General features: G+C 67.0%; 17 protein-coding genes. 9 read left to right on the top strand and 8 right to left on the bottom strand.

Features of this window, described 5'->3' with window-relative positions:
• Window positions 1-479: 479 nt before the first annotated feature.
• The 4 genes from ACFVIV_RS06930 to dnaA all read right to left on the bottom strand — a co-directional run bounded on the left by ACFVIV_RS06930 (window position 480) and on the right by dnaA (window position 6,218).
• Window positions 480-1,055: a DUF721 family protein gene (locus ACFVIV_RS06930; RefSeq protein ID WP_379193854.1), complete on the bottom strand. Its 576-nt coding sequence runs from the start codon at window positions 1,053-1,055 to the stop codon at window positions 480-482.
• A gap of 110 nt (window positions 1,056-1,165) precedes the next feature.
• On the bottom strand, window positions 1,166-2,338 hold the full coding sequence (gene recF / locus ACFVIV_RS06925; protein WP_379193853.1) for a DNA replication/repair protein RecF: 1,173 nt from the start codon (window positions 2,336-2,338) through the stop codon (window positions 1,166-1,168).
• Window positions 2,339-2,437: 99 nt separating this feature from the next.
• The gene (gene dnaN, locus ACFVIV_RS06920) at window positions 2,438-3,607 is read right to left on the bottom strand and encodes a DNA polymerase III subunit beta (RefSeq protein WP_379193852.1); all 1,170 of its coding nucleotides are present in this window, start codon (window positions 3,605-3,607) and stop codon (window positions 2,438-2,440) included.
• A 781-nt stretch (window positions 3,608-4,388) separates the two neighbouring features.
• A complete protein-coding gene (gene dnaA, locus ACFVIV_RS06915; protein WP_379193851.1) occupies window positions 4,389-6,218 on the bottom strand; it encodes a chromosomal replication initiator protein DnaA in 1,830 nt (609 codons plus the stop codon).
• Window positions 6,219-6,780: 562 nt separating this feature from the next.
• On the opposite strand from dnaA, the gene rpmH reads away from it, so the two are divergent.
• From rpmH to ACFVIV_RS06870, 9 genes are all read left to right on the top strand, one after another.
• Entirely contained in the window at window positions 6,781-6,924 is a 144-nt protein-coding gene (rpmH, locus tag ACFVIV_RS06910) for a 50S ribosomal protein L34 (RefSeq protein ID WP_033085250.1), read from the top strand.
• Window positions 6,925-7,009: 85 nt separating this feature from the next.
• A complete protein-coding gene (gene rnpA, locus ACFVIV_RS06905) occupies window positions 7,010-7,402 on the top strand; it encodes a ribonuclease P protein component (protein ID WP_379193850.1) in 393 nt (130 codons plus the stop codon).
• The gene (gene yidD, locus ACFVIV_RS06900; protein WP_379193849.1) at window positions 7,399-7,728 is read left to right on the top strand and encodes a membrane protein insertion efficiency factor YidD; all 330 of its coding nucleotides are present in this window, start codon (window positions 7,399-7,401) and stop codon (window positions 7,726-7,728) included. Before rnpA ends, yidD begins: the two co-directional genes overlap by 4 nt.
• A gap of 4 nt (window positions 7,729-7,732) precedes the next feature.
• Window positions 7,733-8,809 (top strand): membrane protein insertase YidC, encoded by a 1,077-nt coding sequence (gene yidC / locus ACFVIV_RS06895; protein ID WP_379193848.1) that lies wholly within the window; start codon window positions 7,733-7,735, stop codon window positions 8,807-8,809.
• A 60-nt stretch (window positions 8,810-8,869) separates the two neighbouring features.
• On the top strand, window positions 8,870-9,418 hold the full coding sequence (locus ACFVIV_RS06890; RefSeq protein WP_379193847.1) for a protein jag: 549 nt from the start codon (window positions 8,870-8,872) through the stop codon (window positions 9,416-9,418).
• A 195-nt stretch (window positions 9,419-9,613) separates the two neighbouring features.
• Window positions 9,614-10,351 carry a 16S rRNA (guanine(527)-N(7))-methyltransferase RsmG gene (gene rsmG, locus ACFVIV_RS06885; protein WP_379193846.1) on the top strand — a complete coding sequence of 246 codons (738 nt, stop codon included), beginning with the start codon at window positions 9,614-9,616 and terminating at the stop codon, window positions 10,349-10,351.
• Window positions 10,352-10,845: 494 nt separating this feature from the next.
• Window positions 10,846-11,814 (top strand): ParA family protein, encoded by a 969-nt coding sequence (locus ACFVIV_RS06880; RefSeq protein WP_379193845.1) that lies wholly within the window; start codon window positions 10,846-10,848, stop codon window positions 11,812-11,814.
• 75 nt (window positions 11,815-11,889) lie between these two features.
• Entirely contained in the window at window positions 11,890-12,903 is a 1,014-nt protein-coding gene (locus ACFVIV_RS06875) for a ParB/RepB/Spo0J family partition protein (protein ID WP_379193844.1), read from the top strand.
• A gap of 183 nt (window positions 12,904-13,086) precedes the next feature.
• Complete coding sequence (locus tag ACFVIV_RS06870; RefSeq protein ID WP_379193843.1) at window positions 13,087-13,818, top strand: GNAT family N-acetyltransferase; 732 nt, start codon at window positions 13,087-13,089, stop codon at window positions 13,816-13,818.
• Between the two features lie 60 nt (window positions 13,819-13,878).
• Here ACFVIV_RS06870 and ACFVIV_RS06865 read toward each other — a convergent pair whose 3' ends face one another.
• From ACFVIV_RS06865 to ACFVIV_RS06850, 4 genes are all read right to left on the bottom strand, one after another.
• The gene (locus ACFVIV_RS06865) at window positions 13,879-15,075 is read right to left on the bottom strand and encodes a peptidoglycan-binding protein (protein WP_379193842.1); all 1,197 of its coding nucleotides are present in this window, start codon (window positions 15,073-15,075) and stop codon (window positions 13,879-13,881) included.
• Window positions 15,076-15,219: 144 nt separating this feature from the next.
• Complete coding sequence (gene trxA, locus ACFVIV_RS06860; RefSeq protein ID WP_379193841.1) at window positions 15,220-15,558, bottom strand: thioredoxin; 339 nt, start codon at window positions 15,556-15,558, stop codon at window positions 15,220-15,222.
• An 11-nt stretch (window positions 15,559-15,569) separates the two neighbouring features.
• Window positions 15,570-16,553, bottom strand: coding sequence for a thioredoxin-disulfide reductase (gene trxB, locus ACFVIV_RS06855; protein WP_379193840.1), 984 nt, complete (start codon window positions 16,551-16,553; stop codon window positions 15,570-15,572).
• An 85-nt stretch (window positions 16,554-16,638) separates the two neighbouring features.
• Window positions 16,639-17,538 (bottom strand): hypothetical protein, encoded by a 900-nt coding sequence (locus ACFVIV_RS06850; RefSeq protein ID WP_379193839.1) that lies wholly within the window; start codon window positions 17,536-17,538, stop codon window positions 16,639-16,641.
• Window positions 17,539-17,546: the final 8 nt, after the last annotated feature.

The raw sequence follows: 17,546 nt of genomic DNA, 5'->3' as shown, positions 1-17,546 counted from the left end.
CACTGGCGAGCGTGCACACGTGGGGCCCGAAGCCTGTCTGCTCGAGAGTTACGGGTTCACGCGCGAAGTGCCGCCGAACGCGCCGGGAGGTATCGCCGCTAGTTACTCCCCCATCCTACTGGTACACCCGACACAGAATGCACCTATGACACCCCTGAGTGGGCCGTGCGCGCGTGAAATCGACCAACAATATGTCCGGTCATGGGCGGCGGGGGTTCCGAGAGCCTCAGCGGGCGATCCTGCGGCGGGCGCGGCGCGCCGGAAATCGGGCCGGAAAGTTTGCGACAGGTTTCCACCGCGATCTAGGTCGCGCGCTGCCGACGACAGGGCGAGGAAAGCGACCGATCACTTCCCACCCTAGTCGGCGGCACCGACAAAAACAGCCTGGTTCCACGTGAAACGCCCCAACTCTCGGGAGGCTCTCGGGGGCTTCGCCCCCGAACCCCTTTCCGAGAAGCTGTCGGGCCGGCGGTCGCGCGCTATCCGTACGTGTCGCGGGGACCGCGGCCTTTGATGTGGCGTTCGCCGTGGCGCCAGCTCGGGGCCGTCGGGCCGTTGATGCGGACCGAGGTGACGACGCCGTTGCCGACCGCGGCCGCGATCTTGGCCAGGATCTGGGATTGGAACATGCGCAACTGGGTGGCCCAGGCCGTGGACTCGGCCTGAATGCTCAGCACGCCGTTCTCCAGGGAGATCGGCTGGGCGTGCGCGGCGATGTCCTCCCCCACCACGCTGGACCAGCGGCCGAAGACGGTGCCCTCGGCGACCTTGCCCGACCACCCGCGGCCCTTCGCCAATTGCATGGCCAGCGACGACAGGGTCTGGGGATCGCGATCATCGGGATGGGCTCCGGACCAGCCGGTGCGGCGGCGGCGCAGCGCGCGGACTCCGCCCTTGCGCGGCGAGGCGCGGCCCTGACCGACGGATTTACCGGCGGCACGGGCGGCGGCGCGTGCTTCCTCGAGTGCCCGGCGGGCCAGATCCACGCCGCGGAGTTCGCCCTCCGGGCCGGTGGCGCCGGGCGCGGGCTCGTGAAATTCCGGCTGTTCGGCCATTCACTTCCCTTTCGTCCGTGCCAGTCAGTCTGGGAGATTCTGCCGCATCGGGCCGACAGGCTCGCCGGGCCCATGCGGGGTTGTCGCAGTCACGCCATGTGGACCGCGTGTCATGCGGCGATTCGCGAGATGCGGCGGTCGGCTTCGCCGGTGGTTTCCACCCGCAGCGGGTTGGCGTCGAGTTCGGCGGGGACGTCCTCGGGAACGGCGGCGGTAATGAGCACCTGTTCGGCGGTGGCGGCGACGGCGGCCAGGGCGGTGCGGCGGCGGCGATCCAGTTCGGCGAAGACATCGTCGAGGATCAGCACCGGATCGGTGCCCGCGGTGCGCAGCAGCTCGAATGCGCCGAGCCGCAAAGCCAGTGCGAAGGACCAGGATTCGCCGTGGCTGGCGAAACCCTTGGCGGGTGCGCTGCCCAGCATGAGCTCCAGATCGTCGCGGTGCGGGCCGACCAGGCAGACCCCGCGTTCCAGTTCCTTGGGACGAGCTGTGGACAACTCGCGCAACAGGATTGCCTCCAGCACCTCCGCATCGTCGTCGCCGGGCGGCCGGGCCGGGTCCAGGAACTCCGGCGGCAGACTCGAACTGCGGTAACCGATTGCGGCGGGCCGGGATTCGGGAGCGATACCTGAATAAGCCTGTGCAAGATGTGGATAAAGTTCGTGCACCAACCGCAGCCGCTGCGCCAGCAGTACCGAACCGTGCGCGGCGAGGTGGCCGTCCCACACGTCGAGGGTGCTCAGCTCGGCGCCGCGATTGCCCGAACGGGCATTGCGCCCAGCGGTTTTCAACAGGGCGGAGCGCTGCCGCAGCACCTTGTCGTAGTCCGCGCGCACCCCGGCCAGCCGCGGCAACCGGGCCGTGGCCAGCTCGTCCAAGAAGCGGCGGCGCTCGGACGGATCGCCGCGCACCAGCGACAGATCCTCGGGCGCGAACAGCACGGTCTGCAGAATCCCCAGGATTTCCCGGGGCCGCCGCACCGGCGAGCGATTGATCTGCGCCTTGTTGGCGGTGCCCTGATTGAGCTCCATATCCACCCGCAGCTCCCGCCCGGCATTGACCACGGTGGCGCCGATGCGGGCGCGCGTCGCGCCGATGCGGATGAGCGGGGCATCGGCGGCCACCCGGTGTGAACCGAGTGTGGACAAATAGCCGACGGCTTCGATCAGGTTCGTCTTGCCATTGCCATTGGACCCCAGGAAAACCGTGCGCCCGGCAGGCAACTCCAGCTCAGCGGCTTCCCAGGACCGGAAATCGCGCAGTGACAACGTCCGCACGTACATCCGGCTAGTTCACCATGCCGATTTCCAGGTACGGCGAAACCCCTACGCCCGCCGAGTTTTTCACAGGTTTGTCAACACTGTGCACAGATGTCCGGCCGATCAGCCGGGCAGCCGCACCGGCATGAGCAGGTAGATGTACGGGCTGGCCAGGGCGGCGAAGGCGCCCGAGTCCAGGGGCTCCGGATCCTCCTCCGGCGCCGGCAGCAGCACCGCCGGACGGCTGGGGGTGGTGAAGCCGAAGGTGACCCGATCGGTGCGCAGCGCGGACAGGCCGTCCACCAGATAGCCCGGGTTGAAGGCGATGGTCAGCGGCTCACCGCGGAATTCGGCGGTCAGCCATTCCTCGGCGCGGCCCGCGTCGTCGCCGCCGGCCGAGAGCAGCAGGCCCTCATCGGAGAATTCCAGCCGCACCTGGGCGCCGCGCTCGGCCACCAGGGCCACACGCTTGATGGCCTCGGTCAGCGCACTCACCGACAGCGTGGCGATGGAGGTGTGCTCCTTGGGGAGCAACTGGCGGAACTTGGGGAATTCGGCGTCGAGCAGGCGGGTGGTGGTGCGGCGGCCGCCGTTCACGATGCCGAGCAGGCCGTCGGTGCCGGTGCCGAAGGCCAGCTGCACCGGCTGATCGGAGGCGCCGAGGGTCTTCGCGGCCTCGGACAGGGTGCGGGCCGGGACCAGGACCGCGGTCTCCACATCGGCGCGGCCCGGCTGCCATTCCAGCTCGCGCACGGCGAGGCGGAAGCGGTCGGTGGCCGCGAGCACGACCTTGGGGCCCTCGATCTCGACCCGGATGCCGGTGAGCATGGGCAGCGTGTCATCGCGCCCGGCGGCCACGGCCACCTGGCCGACCGCCTCGGCGAACACGTCCACGCCGAGCTCACCGGTCTGGGGAGGAAGCTCGGGAAGCTGGGGATAATCCTCGACCGGCATGGTGGGCAGCGAGAACTTCGCACTGCCACAGGCGATCAGCACCCGGGTGCCGTCCACCGACACGTCCACCGGCTTGTTGGACAGCGCCTTGGTGATGTCGGCCAGCAGGCGGCCCGACACCAGCACCTGGCCCGGCCCGGCGACCTCGGCGGCCACGCGCATCTGCGCGGAGACCTCGTAGTCGAAGCCGGAGACCGTGAGGCCGTCCTCGTCGGCCACGAGGAGTACACCGCCGAGCACGGGCACCGGAGGCCGCGACGGCAGGCTGCGGGCCACCCAGGCTACGGATTCGGCGAAGTCCTCGCGAGCGACCCGAAACTTCATGCTTGCAAGCTCCATCGCCCGGTCTGTCCTCTCCTACGCGTCGGCTCATGTCGGAAAGCTCTGGAATCAGCCACCCCTGCGCAGTCTGGCACAGGCGACCGACACCAAACCGTACCCGCGCCTGTCGCTCTTGCCTACGCCGACCCTCCGGGGCATCCGAGGACGCATCGGATCGAGGAGAACCGGATCCCCTCTTCTCCTTGCCTCTCGTTCGGGTGGGGAGGGGCTGCGAGCGAATCGTTGCCCTCCCAACCCGAGTTTCCACACACCCTGTTTTAGAAGAACCTTTTCTAGAAGAAGAACTGAAGTAGTAGTAGGGCCTGTTAGTTCTGTGGACTCCGCCGGTTCTCCCTGGTCGGAGGGTGTGGCGGCGTGGGGATGTCTCGAGAGTGTCTCGAGGATGAACGTCGGATGGCTGTGGAGCAGACGGCGTTCTGCACAGTCATCCTCGAGCCATCCTCGAGTTGCTCCCCGATTTCCGGCGGCTCTGCCCACATCTGAGCGAAACCGGGGACAACTCGAGGATTCCTCGAGGACTGAACAAGGACTCCTCGAGGAATCCACAGGGATGAACCGGACTTCGCGCAGGTCAGCCCTCGAGGATGAATCCTCCTGTGGGAACTGTGCATCAACCCCTGTGCACCACTGTGAGTGAGCCCCTGGGAGCAAACCGGTGGACAACAGTGGGATTCCTCGAGGAATCCCCAGGCTTTCCTCGAGGACTCCTCGAGGAATCCACAACCCCGAAAACAGAAGACCCCCACGTCAAGTGACGTGGGGGCCTGTTAGCTGTGGATCAGCGAGAGCGTTGCTTGATCCTGGCTGTGAGTTCTTGAACCTGGTCGTACACCCGGCGCCGCTCGGTCATCTCCTTGCGCACCTTCTTCTCGGCGTACATGACCGTCGTGTGGTCGCGGCCGAAGGCCTGACCGATCTTGGGTAGCGATAGGTCGGTGAGTTCACGGCACAGGTACATGGCGATCTGCCGGGCCTGCGCCAGCGGCCGCGCCTTGCCCGGCCCGGTCAGCTCTTCCAGGGTGGTGTTGAAGTACTCCGCGGTCACGGCCATGATCGTGGCCGCCGTGATCTCCAGCGTGGCGGTATCGGGCATGAGATCGCGCAGCACCACCTCGGCCAGCGACAGATCCAGCGGCTGCCCGTTGAGCGAGGCGAACGCGGTCACGCGGATGAGCGCGCCCTCGAGTTCGCGGATATTGCGCTCCACCCGGCTGGCGATGAGCTCCAGCACGTCGTGCGGCACGTCCAGGCGGTCCATGCGCGCCTTTTTGCGCAGGATGGCGATGCGGGTCTCCAGCTCCGGCGGCTGCACATCGGTGATGAGGCCCCATTCGAAGCGGGTGCGCAGCCGCTCCTCCAGGGTGGCCAGCTGCTTGGGCGGCCGGTCGGAGGAGACGACAATCTGCTTATTGGCGTTGTGCAGCGTATTGAAGGTGTGGAAGAACTCCTCCTGGATGCCTTCCTTGCCCTCGATGAACTGGATGTCGTCCACCAGCAGGATGTCGGTCTCCCGGTAGCGGCGCTTGAACGCCACCTTCCGGTCGTCGCGCAGCGAGTTGATGAAGTCGTTGGTGAACTCCTCGGTGGAGACGTACTTCACCCGCATGCCCGGGAACAGCCGCTGGGCGTAGTGCCCGGCCGCGTGCAACAGATGCGTCTTGCCCAAACCCGAAGCGCCCCAGACGAACAGCGGGTTGTAGGCGCGCGCGGGCGCCTCCGCGATGGCCACCGCCGCGGCGTGCGCGAAGCGGTTGGAGGCGCCGATGACGAAGGTCTCGAAGGTGTACTTCGCGTTCAGGCTGTTGGTGCCCGAGGCCGGCGCGGTCTCCCGCTCGGGCGACTTGTTGAAGTAGGTCGGCCAGGTATTGCGGACATTGACCACCGGCTCGTCGTCGTGATGGTCCTCGTCCACCGGGCGGCGCGCGGCCGGCATGGGCGCGGGCTCGTCCTCGGGCTCCGGGGAGAACAGCGATTCCTGCCCGGGCGACCGGGGCGCGGCGCGGCGTTCCTCGCGGCGCCGGGGCGCCATCTGCGGCTCGGGCGCGGGCACCGGCAACTCTTCGGCCATCGGCGGCTGCCCGAATTCCACAGGGGGATAACCATCCTGGTCGGGGTATTCGCCCGGGTACTCCTGTGGCGGCAGGTAGCGCGGCTGCCGGTACTCCGGCGGGGCCTGGTAGTGCGGCAGCTGGCGTTCCGGCGCGGGCGGCGGCGCGGCTGCCGGTGGATAGCCCACCGGACCCGGTTCCGGCTCGCGCGGGCGCTCCGGTCGCGAGGTCATGCGGGCGTGCCGCGGCTTGGGCGCCCGGTCGGCGGGTGTGTTCTGCTGGGCGGAGATGCGCACGCCCAGCCCCTCCACCTGCAGTCCGCGGCGGGTCAGCGCGCGCAGGATGGGTTCGCGCAGATCGCGTTCGACCACGCCCTGCGCCATCGTCCCGGACACCGAGAGCAGGGCGAATCCCTGGGCGAGGGTGATCGGTTCGATCATCCGCAGCCAGGCCATGTGAGCCTTGCTGACCGGCTGGATCTCACCGTCGTCGGATCCGCCGGCGAGTTCGGCCACCACCTCGGGCCATACGCTGGTCAACACGTTCTGCTCGTCGTCCACGAACGTCGTCCTCCCCGGAGCTAGGTCGATAGGAGCAGACGGTCGGCACTGCTCGGCTCCCCCGGGAATGATGACTGGAGACCAGGAAACCGGGCGTCGGCGAGGCACCGTCGGCCCTACGAATATGCCACTCCAGGGGTCTTTCCACACAATTATCCACAGATGTGGAAAACCTGGGGATACGCGTCGCATCGCGTCGAATCCCCCGAATCGGGCGTGGACCTGCGGTTCTTCAGCAAACTTTCGGCAAAGATTCCCGCGGTCGCTCGAATGCCTGGTGTCGAACCTCCGGCACGCCGGTTAAGGACCGTACACGAACCACCCCCGGCGACACGAACCCGCAGGAGACGGCGCGCCCAAGGGTCGATCGACCCCGAGTTTGACCCTCGTCCAGCAGATCAGTACCCTTCTACAGTCACCCTATGGTGCGGTGGCGGCTGCGTGCTGCCCGTGCCGACAAGGGTATTGCACCGAGGAATCATCCCGATTCCACGCGATGCGGCAGTTCCACCGAAAAGCTTCGGGCGTCACCGGACGCCCACCACCTAGAGGAGTGTTGACCGTGGCCAAGGGCAAGCGGACGTTCCAGCCGAACAACCGTCGTCGGGCGCGCGTCCACGGCTTCCGCCTCCGGATGCGCACCCGTGCGGGCCGCGCCATCGTCTCGGCGCGCCGTGGCAAGGGCCGCGCCAAGCTGACGGCCTGATCCGGTAATCACCCGATGCGGCGTATCACGTCTTGTTCGCCGTACGGTCTCTGGTCCCCTACCCGCCCGCACACCGGACGCTCAGGTGCTTCCTGAGCCGTATCGGCTGCATCGGCGTACCGACTTCTCCCGGACGGTGCGCCAGGGCCGGCGGATCGGGAGGCGGGATCTCGTTGTGCACGTACTGCTACACAACGACGATCAGGCATACGGATCCGACCCGGTCATCCGGGTGGGCGGTCCGCGTTTCGGCCTGATCGTCAGCAAGGCGGTGGGTCCGGCGGTGGTGCGCCACCGGGTGGCCCGCCGCCTGCGTCATATCTGCGCGAGCCTGGCGGCCGAATTGCCGGACGGTGCCGATGTCGTTCTTCGCGCGCTGCCGGGCGCGGCCGACGCTCCCTCCGCCGAATTGGCGCGGCAGGTGCAGAGCGGATTGCGCAAACTCGGCACTCTCACCCGTGAATCCGAGCCGGCATGAACGCCCTGCGCGCCGCTGCCCGATTCCCGGCCAAAGCTCTGATATTTCTCATCGAGCTGTATCGGACCTATATCTCCCCCACTCGTATGCCGGTGTGCCGGTTCACCCCCACCTGTAGCGAGTACGCGGTGACCGCGTTGCGCACGCGCGGACTGTTCGTCGGCCTCGGACTGGCGGCCGTGCGTCTGGTCAAATGCGCGCCCTGGCACCCTGGTGGGTGGGACCCGGTACCGGAGCGTCCGCAACGACGTCACCGGCACCCGGCACAAGCTTTTGAAGGGTCATCGCCCGCGGTGACCGGCGATACGAACGACGGGAGTGCATAGAGCCGTGCTCGACTTCATTTATTACCCGGTGTCGGCCATTCTGTGGTTCTGGCACAGGGTCTTCGGGTTCGCGCTGGGCAAGGACAATGGCTTTGCCTGGGCGCTGGCCGTGGTGTTCCTGGTGTTCACGCTGCGGCTGGTGCTCTACAAGCCGTTCGTGAAGCAGGTCCGCACGACGAAGCAGATGCAGGAGCTGCAGCCGCAGATCAAGGAACTGCAGAAGAAGTACAAGAACGATCGTCAGCAGATGACGATCGAGATGCAGAAGCTGCAGAAGGACCACGGCTTCAACCCGCTCATGGGCTGCCTCCCGGTGCTGTTGCAGGTTCCGGTCTTCCTCGGCCTGTTCCATGTGCTGCGCTCGTTCAACCGCACCGGCCACGGGTTCGGTCAGCTGGGCATGTCCCCGTACGACAACGCGCACACCGCGAACTACATCTTCAGCCCGGATGACGTCCAGTCCTTCTTGCGCGCGCGTATTTTCGGCGCTCCACTGTCCTCGTTCATCACCGAGCCCAATAGCGTGCTGCAGTCCTTCGCCGATTACGGCGGCATCCCGGACAAGCTGAACATCGCGCTGGTCTCCATCCCGCTCATGGTGATCGCCGGTCTGGCAACGCATTTCAACGCCCGCGCCTCGGTGGCCCGGCAGACTCCGGAGGCCCTGGAGAACCCGCAGGCCAAGCTGATGAACAATCTGGCGCTGTGGGTGTTCCCGCTCGGCGTGCTCGTCGGCGGCCCGTTCCTGATGATCGCCATCCTGCTCTACTGGGTCTCCAACAACATCTGGACCTACGGTCAGCAGCACCTCGTCTTCGGTCATATGGCCAAGGAAGAGGAAGCGAAGAAGGCCGCCGCCCTGGAGCGCCGCGCCGCGAATGCCCCTAAGCCCGGCGCCAAGCCGGTCGATACTCGGAAGAAGCAGGACGCCGCCAAGACCGATGCCGACTCCGACGCCGTCGACGGCGAGACGCCGAAGGCCGCCCAGAACGGTTCCAAGCCGGCGGCCGGCGCCAAGCCCGCGGGTGGCAAGAAGCGGTCCGGTAATCGCGGGCGCGCCAATCAGAAGCGCCGCCGCTGAGCCTGCCTCGAAAGCTTCGACGGCGCAGTGCGCCGACAACTCCAGATGAAGGAAACAACCATGACTGTTGAAACCGACGGAGGGGACCCCACAGTGACGGCTGCGACCGCGGCATCGGATACCGCAACGGACGCCGTGAACGACGCCGAGGAAGCGCTCATCGAAGAGGGTGAGATCGCGGGCGATTACCTGGAGCAGCTGCTCGACGTGCTCGACTTCGACGGCGATATCGACCTCGATGTCGAGGGCGACCGCGCCGTGGTGAGCATCGACGGCGGCAAGGATCTGACGAAGCTGGTCGGTCGTCGCGGTGAAGTCCTGGACGCGCTCCAGGAGCTCACCCGGCTGGCCGTGCAGCAGGCCACCGGCGTGCGCAGCCGCCTCATGCTCGATGTGGCCGGCTGGCGCGCCAAGCGCCGCTCGGAGCTGAGCGCGCTCGGCACCGAGGCCGGCAAGCGGGTGCTGGAAACCGGTGAGCGCGAGGCGCTCTCCCCCATGACCCCGTTCGAGCGCAAGATCGTGCACGATGCCGTCGCCGCCCTCGACGGCGTCGTCAGCGAGAGCGAAGGCGTGGAGCCGAACCGCCGCGTGGTGGTCCTCCCCGCCTGACACGCACCCCGTTTCGAGCCAGGGCCCCCGCGTCGAACAGACCGGGGGCCCTACGCTTGTACCGAGTCGGCCCCTCCCCCGCCCGCAGCCGTCTCCCCCGGGTTCGGAGAGTCGAGGCAGGCGCTGCGACTTCTGCCCCGGGGGGTTCGGGGGCGAAGCCCCTGAGAGCCTCGAGAGTTGAGCAAAGTCGGAAGGATGTTTCACGTGGAACCTGGCACCGAGGTGACCGAGCCGAGTGGTCCGGTCGAACCGCCCGCCGCGGCCGCGGTGGTCTTCGGGGACCGGCTGGATATGGCCCGGCGCTACTATGACGCCCTCGCGGGCGCGGGTGTGGAGCGCGGCCTGATCGGCCCGCGCGAGGTGCCCCGGCTCTGGGATCGCCACATCCTCAATTGCGCCGTGATCGGTGAACTCATCCCGCAGGGCGCCTCGGTGGTCGACATCGGCAGCGGTGCGGGACTGCCCGGCATCCCCCTCGCCATTGCCCGGCCCGATCTCCGGATCACCTTGGTGGAGCCATTGCTGCGCCGCACCGTCTTCCTCGCGGAGTTCATCAATGAGGTGGGTCTGGACAATGTCACCGTGGTCCGCGGGCGCGCGGAGCAGGCGGGTGTGAAGAAGGAAGCCGGCGGCGCGGATATCGTCACCTCCCGCGCGGTCGCTCCCCTGGCGAAGCTGGCGGGCTGGTCCATGCCGCTGGTGCACGAGCACGGGCGGATGATCGCCCTCAAGGGCATCAGTGCCGCCGAGGAACTGGAGCGCGATCGCGCCGAGCTGACCAAGGCGGGCGCGGGTCACGCCGAAGTCATCGAATGCGGTGCGGGCGCGCTGGAGACCCCCACCTTCGTCATCCGCGCCGAGCGACTCCCCCGCAGCGAACGCCGCGGCGCGAACCGTGCCGCCAAGCGTGCGGACCGATCCAAGCGCCACTGAGTCTCGCCCCCTGTGGCCATGTTTCACGGGAAACATCGTCACGGTGACGAAGCTGCGCTAACCTTCGGGATCGATCGATCGCCCTGTTTCATGTGAAACATCGACCGAAATTTCGTGCGAGCTCGGCGATTTTGCGTGTCGCACCAAGTTCGTCTCCGTTCAACTTCCGTATTGTGTCTCCTACTGGCAAGCTAGTGATCGTCGAGCGTGAGCGCACACCTGCGATGCCCGGCAGGCTCGAAATCGACTGCACGTCAGTTGGGAACGGCGTCCGGAATGGGTATCGATCGCGCACCTCGTACCTCCTCGGTTCCAACGCAGCGCTGCGTGCTGGGATGGCAACTCCGCTCCCCCATCACGTACGCTGTCGCGGCTGCTGCCAGGTGCGGAAGAAATCAGCTCGGCCACGTGTCTTTGAGTTCTCGGGGTTAGGAGCCTGTATGTCCAACGGTCCGGCGAATGTTTCACGGGAAACAACGTCCCGGGTTCCCGGCATGCTCGATACCGGAGCCTTCGACGTGGAGGAGTTCAGCCGCACTCCGTTCGGGAACATCTCCGCCAACGAGACTCCCATTGCCGCCGAAGCCCAGCGCGCCAGTCAGGTGCTGCATCCCGGCAATGCCTCGCTGCCCCGGCCGCGGGAGCAGCGCATCATCACCATCGCCAATCAGAAGGGCGGCGTCGGCAAGACCACGACGGCCGTGAATCTGGCCGCCGCGCTTGCCATCCAGGGGATGCGGGTGCTGGTGATCGATCTCGATCCGCAGGGCAATGCCAGCACAGCGCTCGGCATCGAACACCACTCCGGAATCCCGTCGAGCTACGAACTGCTCATCGGCGAGTGCACCGTGCAGGAGGCGATTCAGCAGAGCCCGCACAGCGAACGGCTGCTGTGCATTCCGGCCACCATCGATCTCGCCGGCGCGGAGATCGAACTCGTCTCCATGGTCGCCCGCGAGGGCCGGCTGAAGCAGGCCATCCAGGAGGCCAATCTCGCCGGGTACGACATCGACTACGTCATGATCGACTGCCCGCCGTCGCTGGGTCTGCTCACGGTGAACGCCATGGTCGCCGCCAAGGAAGTTCTCATTCCCATCCAGTGCGAGTACTACGCGCTGGAGGGCGTGGGTCAGCTGCTGCGCAATATCGGGCTGGTGCAGTCGCACCTGAATCCCGAATTGCATGTCTCCACCGTCGTTCTCACCATGTACGACGGTCGCACCAAGCTCGCCGATCAGGTGGCCGAGGAAGTGCGCACCCACTTCGGCGACGCGGTGCTGCGCTCGGTCATCCCCCGCAGCGTCAAGGTTTCCGAGGCGCCCGGCTACGGAATGACGGTGCTCGATTACGATCCGGGTTCGCGTGGTGCGATGAGCTATCTCGATGCCGGACGAGAGATGGCGGCTCGCTCGGCGCGTCAAACCACGGCGGGGACGCCGCCCGACGCAGAATCCGATATGTAGTGAATTTCCGGTGCAGTGAAATCCGGTGCGGTGCGCAATCGGGTGCAGGTGACGATGAAAGGGGTCGGTAGACCGATGAGTCAGGCGAAGAAGGGTGGACTCGGACGCGGTCTCGCCGCACTGATCCCGACCGGGCCCGCGGCCACCCAGGGGTTGGGCAGTGCCGCCGCGAACGTCGTCATCGGTCTCGATCCGATCGGGCCGCAGCCGGCTTCGGCCTTCCTGCACCGGGTTCCGGATCCCGCCGATGTGGTGGACGGCGTGGATGCGGGCGCGGTGTACCGGGAGATCCCGCCGGGCGATATCGAGCCCAATCCGAAGCAGCCGCGTCAGGTCTTCGATGACGAGGCGCTCGCCGAACTGGTGCACTCCATCAAGGAATTCGGCCTCATGCAGCCGATCGTGGTGCGCCAGGTCGAATCCGGGCCCGATCCCAAATATCAGCTCATCATGGGCGAGCGGCGGTGGCGCGCCAGCCAGGAGGCGGGCCTGTCCGCCATTCCGGCCATCGTGCGCGAGACCGCCGATGAATCGCTACTCCGGGATGCGTTGCTGGAGAACATTCATCGCGTCCAGCTGAATCCCCTTGAAGAGGCGGCCGCCTATCAGCAGCTGCTGGAGGAGTTCGGTGTCACCCACGAGGAACTGGCTTCCCGAATCGGCCGTTCCCGTCCGGTCGTGACGAATATGATTCGCCTGCTGAAGCTTCCGATTCCGGTGCAGCGCCGGGTCGCGGCCGGCGTGCTCTCCGCCGGACATGCCCGCGCACTGCTCGGCCTGGAGGGTGGAGCCGAGGTGCAGGAAGCCCTCGCGGAACGGATTGTGAAGGAAGGCTTGTCGGTTCGCTCGACCGAGGAAGCCGTGACGCTGTCCAACCGGAATCCGGATGCCGCGGTCACTCCCCCGGCGCCCAAGCGCAAGCCGATTCAGATGCCGGGTCTGCAGGATGTGGCGGAGCGGTTGTCGGAGTCGTTCGATACGCGCGTCACGGTGAGCCTCGGCAAGCGCAAGGGCAAGATCACCGTCGAATTCGGTTCGATCGACGATTTGGAACGAATCGTAAGCCTGATGGAGCAGTCGAAGCTGTAGCGGAGCCCCACCCAGAGGGTCGGGGCCGAAACGTCACTGTGACGCGGGGCCTGATGCCCTCGACGTCAGGTCCTGACACTATGGAAGAGGCGTGATTGCTTTGATCGCTTATTCTTGCTGGCGAGTAGATATTGATGCGGCGTGAGTGTGGATGAATCGGACAGCTGGAGGCTGAGCAGAGCGGTGTCGACCAGCGTTACCGCACTTACCCTCGGCGGGCTCGACAAACTTCCGGGCCACGCGCGCCGTTGCGTGTTCTGGGAAATGGATCCGGCCGTGGCGGCGGACTCCCGCAGTTTCAGCGACCCGGTCTTCGAGAAGGAGGCCTGGCTCTCCACCGTCATGCTCGAATGGGGTTCCTGCGGACAGGTGGCCTTGGTCGACGGGCAGTCGGCCGGGTGCGCGCTGTACGCGCCGCCGCGGGTGGTGCCGCGGGCCGGATTGTTCCCCACCTCCCCGGTGAGCCCGGATGCGGTCCTGCTGACCACGCTGCGGGCCGAAACGCCGTATCAGCAGACCGATGTAGCCCATCAGCTGATTCAGGCCGTGGTGGGCGATCTGATGCGTCGCGGTGTGCGGGCCATCGAGGCGTTCGGGATGCGCTGGGATCCGCCGACCACCGCCATGTCGGAGCGGGGCGGGTCCATGATGTTCCTGGAGCGGATCGCGCCCACTCCCCTGCGGGCGCCGCGCAGTCCCTCGCATGCGGATGGGTGCTCGCCCGAGGCGTGCATGATCGATGCCGACTTCCTCGAGGATGTGGGGTTCAAAGTGGTTGCGTCACATCACCGGTTCCCGCGATTGCGGTTGGAGTTGGACAGCGACCATCTCTGGAAGGAAGACGTCGAGCGGGCGTTGGATCAGCTGCTGGCGGCGGCGGAGCTGACCATGCCGACCCGCATGGTGACGCTCTGACCGTTGGCTCCAAACGAAAATCGCCGCCCGAGTCACTCGGGCGGCGATTTTCTTCGTGCCTCAGATGCGGTCTGCCGCAGCCAATTCCTCGGCCAACAGCTCGGCGAAAGTGTATGTCCCCGTGGGCTGATCGTCCTGGCCGAGCAGGTAGAGGCGCTTGACCGAGATGAGGATGGCTTCGGCGATCACGTCGCGCATGCGCGGGTTGGTGAGGACCGAGGCGTCGTATTCGCTGGTGAGGTAACCGATGTCGACCTGGACGGTGGGCATCTTGGTGAGGCGCAGCAGATCCCAGGTGCGGGCGTGGGTTCGGCAGTCCTGCAAGGAGGTTCGCGCCACGATCTCGCGCTGGATGAAGCCGGCCAGCACCTGGCCGATCATGGAGGTGGAGCCGTGCGAGTTGCCGAAATGGAAGCTGGCCACACCGCTGGCGGCACCGCTGGGATTGCCCGCGCAGCGCAGCGAGATCATCAGATCGGCGTCGAAAGTGTTGGAGGTCTCGGCGCGTTCGGCATCGGAGGGGTTGGCGCCCCACGGCCGGGACAGGAAGGTCTCCATGCCGGTGGCGGCCATGCGGCCCTCCAGCCGGCTGGCCAGATCCCACAGGATCTCCGACTCGTACACGTCACCGAATTCGGTGGGCACGGCCGAGCCCTTGTCCGGCCCGCCCAGGCCCGGATCGATGACGATGCGCTTGCCGGTGAGCTGCGGCCCGGCCCGGTGCACCACCTCTTCCTCGGCGATGCGATGCGGATTGCCGCCGGTCACACGGGCGCCCAGCAGATCCAGCGAGCGCAGCGTGTCCGGACCGCAGATGCCGTCGGAGGACAGGCCGATCTCGCGCTGGAACGAGGTGAGCGCGTCATGGGTGTGCGGGCCGAAGTAGCCGTCCACCCGGTGCACGTAGAAGCCGAGGTCCTGCAGGCGGCGCTGCAGGGTGGCGACATCGTCGCCGTACAGCGGCGCCGACAGCTGATAGATGAGGGTGCGGGCGCCGAGCCGGTAGGACGCCTCTTTCAGCGCCCGGTAGGTGGCCGGGCCGACCACGCCGTCCACGAGCAGGCCGCGATGCTGCTGGAACGCGCGTACCGCGGAATCGAGATCGTGATCGAAGGTGGCGTCGGCGTCCTTCCAGTACTCCCCGTTGCCGCCGACCGGATCGGAATGGGGGTGGGTGTGCAGAAATCCGAGGCTTGCCAGGGTGCTCCGAACCTCAGCTACGGCTGGTCCAGTATCGCCGTGACGAAGTCGGTGCATGCGTAAGAGCCCTTTCCTTCCGCCAACCCGGGTACCCACTCATGCGCAGGTTCACACCTGCGCACGACCGGAGCGTCGGTCGATTGTCGCAGACCCGGACGGATTATCGGCAACTGTCGAGTGCAGGCATCCTACGGCGCGTCGTTAGAGAACACCTTCGAGTTCGCGCAAGAGGGCCGCTTTGCCCTTCGCGCCGACGATCCGCTTGGTTTCCTTGCCCCCTTGGAACAGCACCATGGTAGGCAATGACAGGATGCCGTAGTGCTTCGAGGTCTCCGGATTGGCGTCGGCGTCCACCTTCGCGATGGTGATCTTGTCGGAATTGGCGGCGGCGATCTCCTCCAGCACGGGGGCGACCATCTTGCACGGACCGCACCAGGCCGCCCAGAAGTCGACCAGGACCGGCTTCTCGCTCAACAGCACATCGTCGGCGAAGGTGGCGTCGGTGACGGTCTTCGTGGCGGTGGTCTTGGCGTCGGACATGGGGACTCCTCTTAGTTGTTCACTTCGACCGGCTGACCGGCGTGTTCGAGAGTATTGCTGGTGATGTCGCCCTGCTCGGCCAGCCAGCGCTCGGCGTCGATGGCGGCGCGGCAGCCGGTGCCGGCGGCGGTGATGGCCTGCCGGTAGGTGTGGTCGACCAGGTCGCCGGCGGCGAACACGCCCGGGATGGAGGTGTAGGTGGTCGGATCCTGCACCTTCACATAGCCGTCCGGATCCAGGTCGACCTGGCCGGCGACCAGTTCGCTGCGCGGATCGTGGCCGATGGCGACGAACAGGCCGGTGGCGGCCAGCTCCGAGGTCTCGCCGGTGCGGGTGTCGCGCAGGGTCAGGCTGGTGACGCTCGAATCACCGTGCACCTCGGTGACTTCCGCGTTCAGCACGAAGCGGATCTTGTCGTTGTTCTTGGCGCGGTCGAGCATGATGCGGGAGGCGCGGAACTCCTCGCGGCGGTGCACCACGGTGACGCTGGAGGCGAACTTGGTCAGGAAGATGGCCTCCTCCATGGCGGAGTCGCCGCCGCCGACCACCACGATGTCCTGGCCCTTGAAGAAGAAGCCGTCGCAGGTGGCGCAGGCGCTGACGCCGCGGCCGAGCAGCTTCTGCTCGCCCGGAACGTTCAGGTAGCGGGCGGCCGAGCCCATGGCCAGGATCACGGCGTAGGCCTCGAAGGTCTCGCCGCCGACGGTGACCTTCTTGATGGTGCCGGACAGGTCGAGGGCCTCGACGTCCTCGGTGCGGATGTCGGCGCCGAAGCGCTTGGCCTGCTCGCGCATCTCCTCCATGAGGTCGGGGCCCATGATGCCCTCCCGGAAGCCGGGGAAGTTCTCCACCTCGGTGGTGGTCATGAGGGCGCCGCCGAACTGGGTGCCTTCGAACAGCAGGGGTTCGAGTTCCGCACGTGCCGCGTAGACAGCTGCCGTGTAGCCGGCAGGTCCGGAACCGACGATGATCAGGTCGCGAACAGGCGTACTCAAAGGGCCCTCCGGGGAAGTTGTGAAACAAGCGTGTCGGTCAACAACAGCCTAAACGGCGTTGTTCCCGGGGTGCCTTCGCGGCTGTTCAGCCGATGTCGGAGCTTGCGAGGACCTGGGGGTTGGTTGCGGTGCAGCCTGTGCCGAGGACTGCGGCGGTGATTTGGGGTGCTTCGGGGCCTGCCAGGAGGACGAGGACGGCCTTCTGGCCGGAGAAGGTGACGTTGCGGGAGCCTAGGACGGGGCGGTCGAGGGTGGCGGCGCGCAGGCATTCGGTGAGGGCGTTGCCGGTGGCCAGCGGGCCCGTGATGTCGTGGCGGCCCATGGCGGTGAGCACGTCGGTGGCGGGTAGATCGGCCGCCAGTTGGAATTCGGTGGCGGGGTGAGGGTTCGGGGTGGTGCTTCGGCTGCGGACGGCGTCGACGGCCACTACGGCGCCCGCCAGGAGGGCGATGGCGGCTGCGGCGGCGGTGAGCCAGCGCAGGCGGCGGGAGGTGGGTTCGTCGAATCGGGATGGGTGGGGGGCGAATTCGGGGGTGTCCTCGTTGTCGAGGTCGGTGAGGTCGAGTTGGCCGGTGTCGAAGTTGGGGGTGCGCAGGGCGGGCATGGGGGCGGTGGGGGGCGGGGCCGGGTGGGTGGAGCGGTTGGGGGCGCGGAAGTGGTGCACGGTGCCGATCTGCTGTTCGCCGGTGTCGGTGAGGTCGGCGGTCACCAGATCGTCGATCATGCGTTCCAGTTTGGCCGCCACCGCGGTGGGCATGGGGTGGGCGATGTTCTCGTCGCGGGCCAGGTCGTGCAGGCGGGAGTTCACCTGGTCGAGCGAGGCCAGATAGCGCATGGCGGCCGGATCGCGGCGGACCGCGGACCACAGTTGCTCGGACAGTTCGGCCGGCACATTGCCGGCGTGCAGATCGGCGAGCAGTTCGGGGGAGAACGGCGGGCCGGAGATCGTCCCGGCCGCCCTTGCTCCTCCTGTGTTCGCGTCCATCGCCCCTC

Source organism: Nocardia sp. NPDC127526 (assembly GCF_042672265.1).
Classification (GTDB): domain Bacteria; phylum Actinomycetota; class Actinomycetes; order Mycobacteriales; family Mycobacteriaceae; genus Nocardia.
The sequence above is the reverse complement of the archived record's forward strand: the minus strand, read 5'-3'. Positions and strand labels throughout refer to the sequence as shown.

Bases quoted from the DNA above. Each gene is read 5' to 3' on its own strand.
- recF (WP_379193853.1), bottom strand. From the start codon at position 2,338: ATGTACGTGCGGACGTTGTCACTGCGCGATTTCCGGTCCTGGGAAGCC.
- ACFVIV_RS06865 (WP_379193842.1), bottom strand. From the start codon at position 15,075: ATGCACCGACTTCGTCACGGCGATACTGGACCAGCCGTAGCTGAGGTT.
- ACFVIV_RS06875 (WP_379193844.1), top strand. From the start codon at position 11,890: ATGAGTCAGGCGAAGAAGGGTGGACTCGGACGCGGTCTCGCCGCACTG.
- ACFVIV_RS06890 (WP_379193847.1), top strand. From the start codon at position 8,870: ATGACTGTTGAAACCGACGGAGGGGACCCCACAGTGACGGCTGCGACC.
- ACFVIV_RS06880 (WP_379193845.1), top strand. From the start codon at position 10,846: ATGCTCGATACCGGAGCCTTCGACGTGGAGGAGTTCAGCCGCACTCCG.
- dnaN (WP_379193852.1), bottom strand. From the start codon at position 3,607: ATGGAGCTTGCAAGCATGAAGTTTCGGGTCGCTCGCGAGGACTTCGCC.
- trxA (WP_379193841.1), bottom strand. From the start codon at position 15,558: ATGTCCGACGCCAAGACCACCGCCACGAAGACCGTCACCGACGCCACC.
- rsmG (WP_379193846.1), top strand. From the start codon at position 9,614: ATGTTTCACGTGGAACCTGGCACCGAGGTGACCGAGCCGAGTGGTCCG.
- ACFVIV_RS06930 (WP_379193854.1), bottom strand. From the start codon at position 1,055: ATGGCCGAACAGCCGGAATTTCACGAGCCCGCGCCCGGCGCCACCGGC.
- ACFVIV_RS06850 (WP_379193839.1), bottom strand. From the start codon at position 17,538: ATGGACGCGAACACAGGAGGAGCAAGGGCGGCCGGGACGATCTCCGGC.
- yidD (WP_379193849.1), top strand. From the start codon at position 7,399: ATGAACGCCCTGCGCGCCGCTGCCCGATTCCCGGCCAAAGCTCTGATA.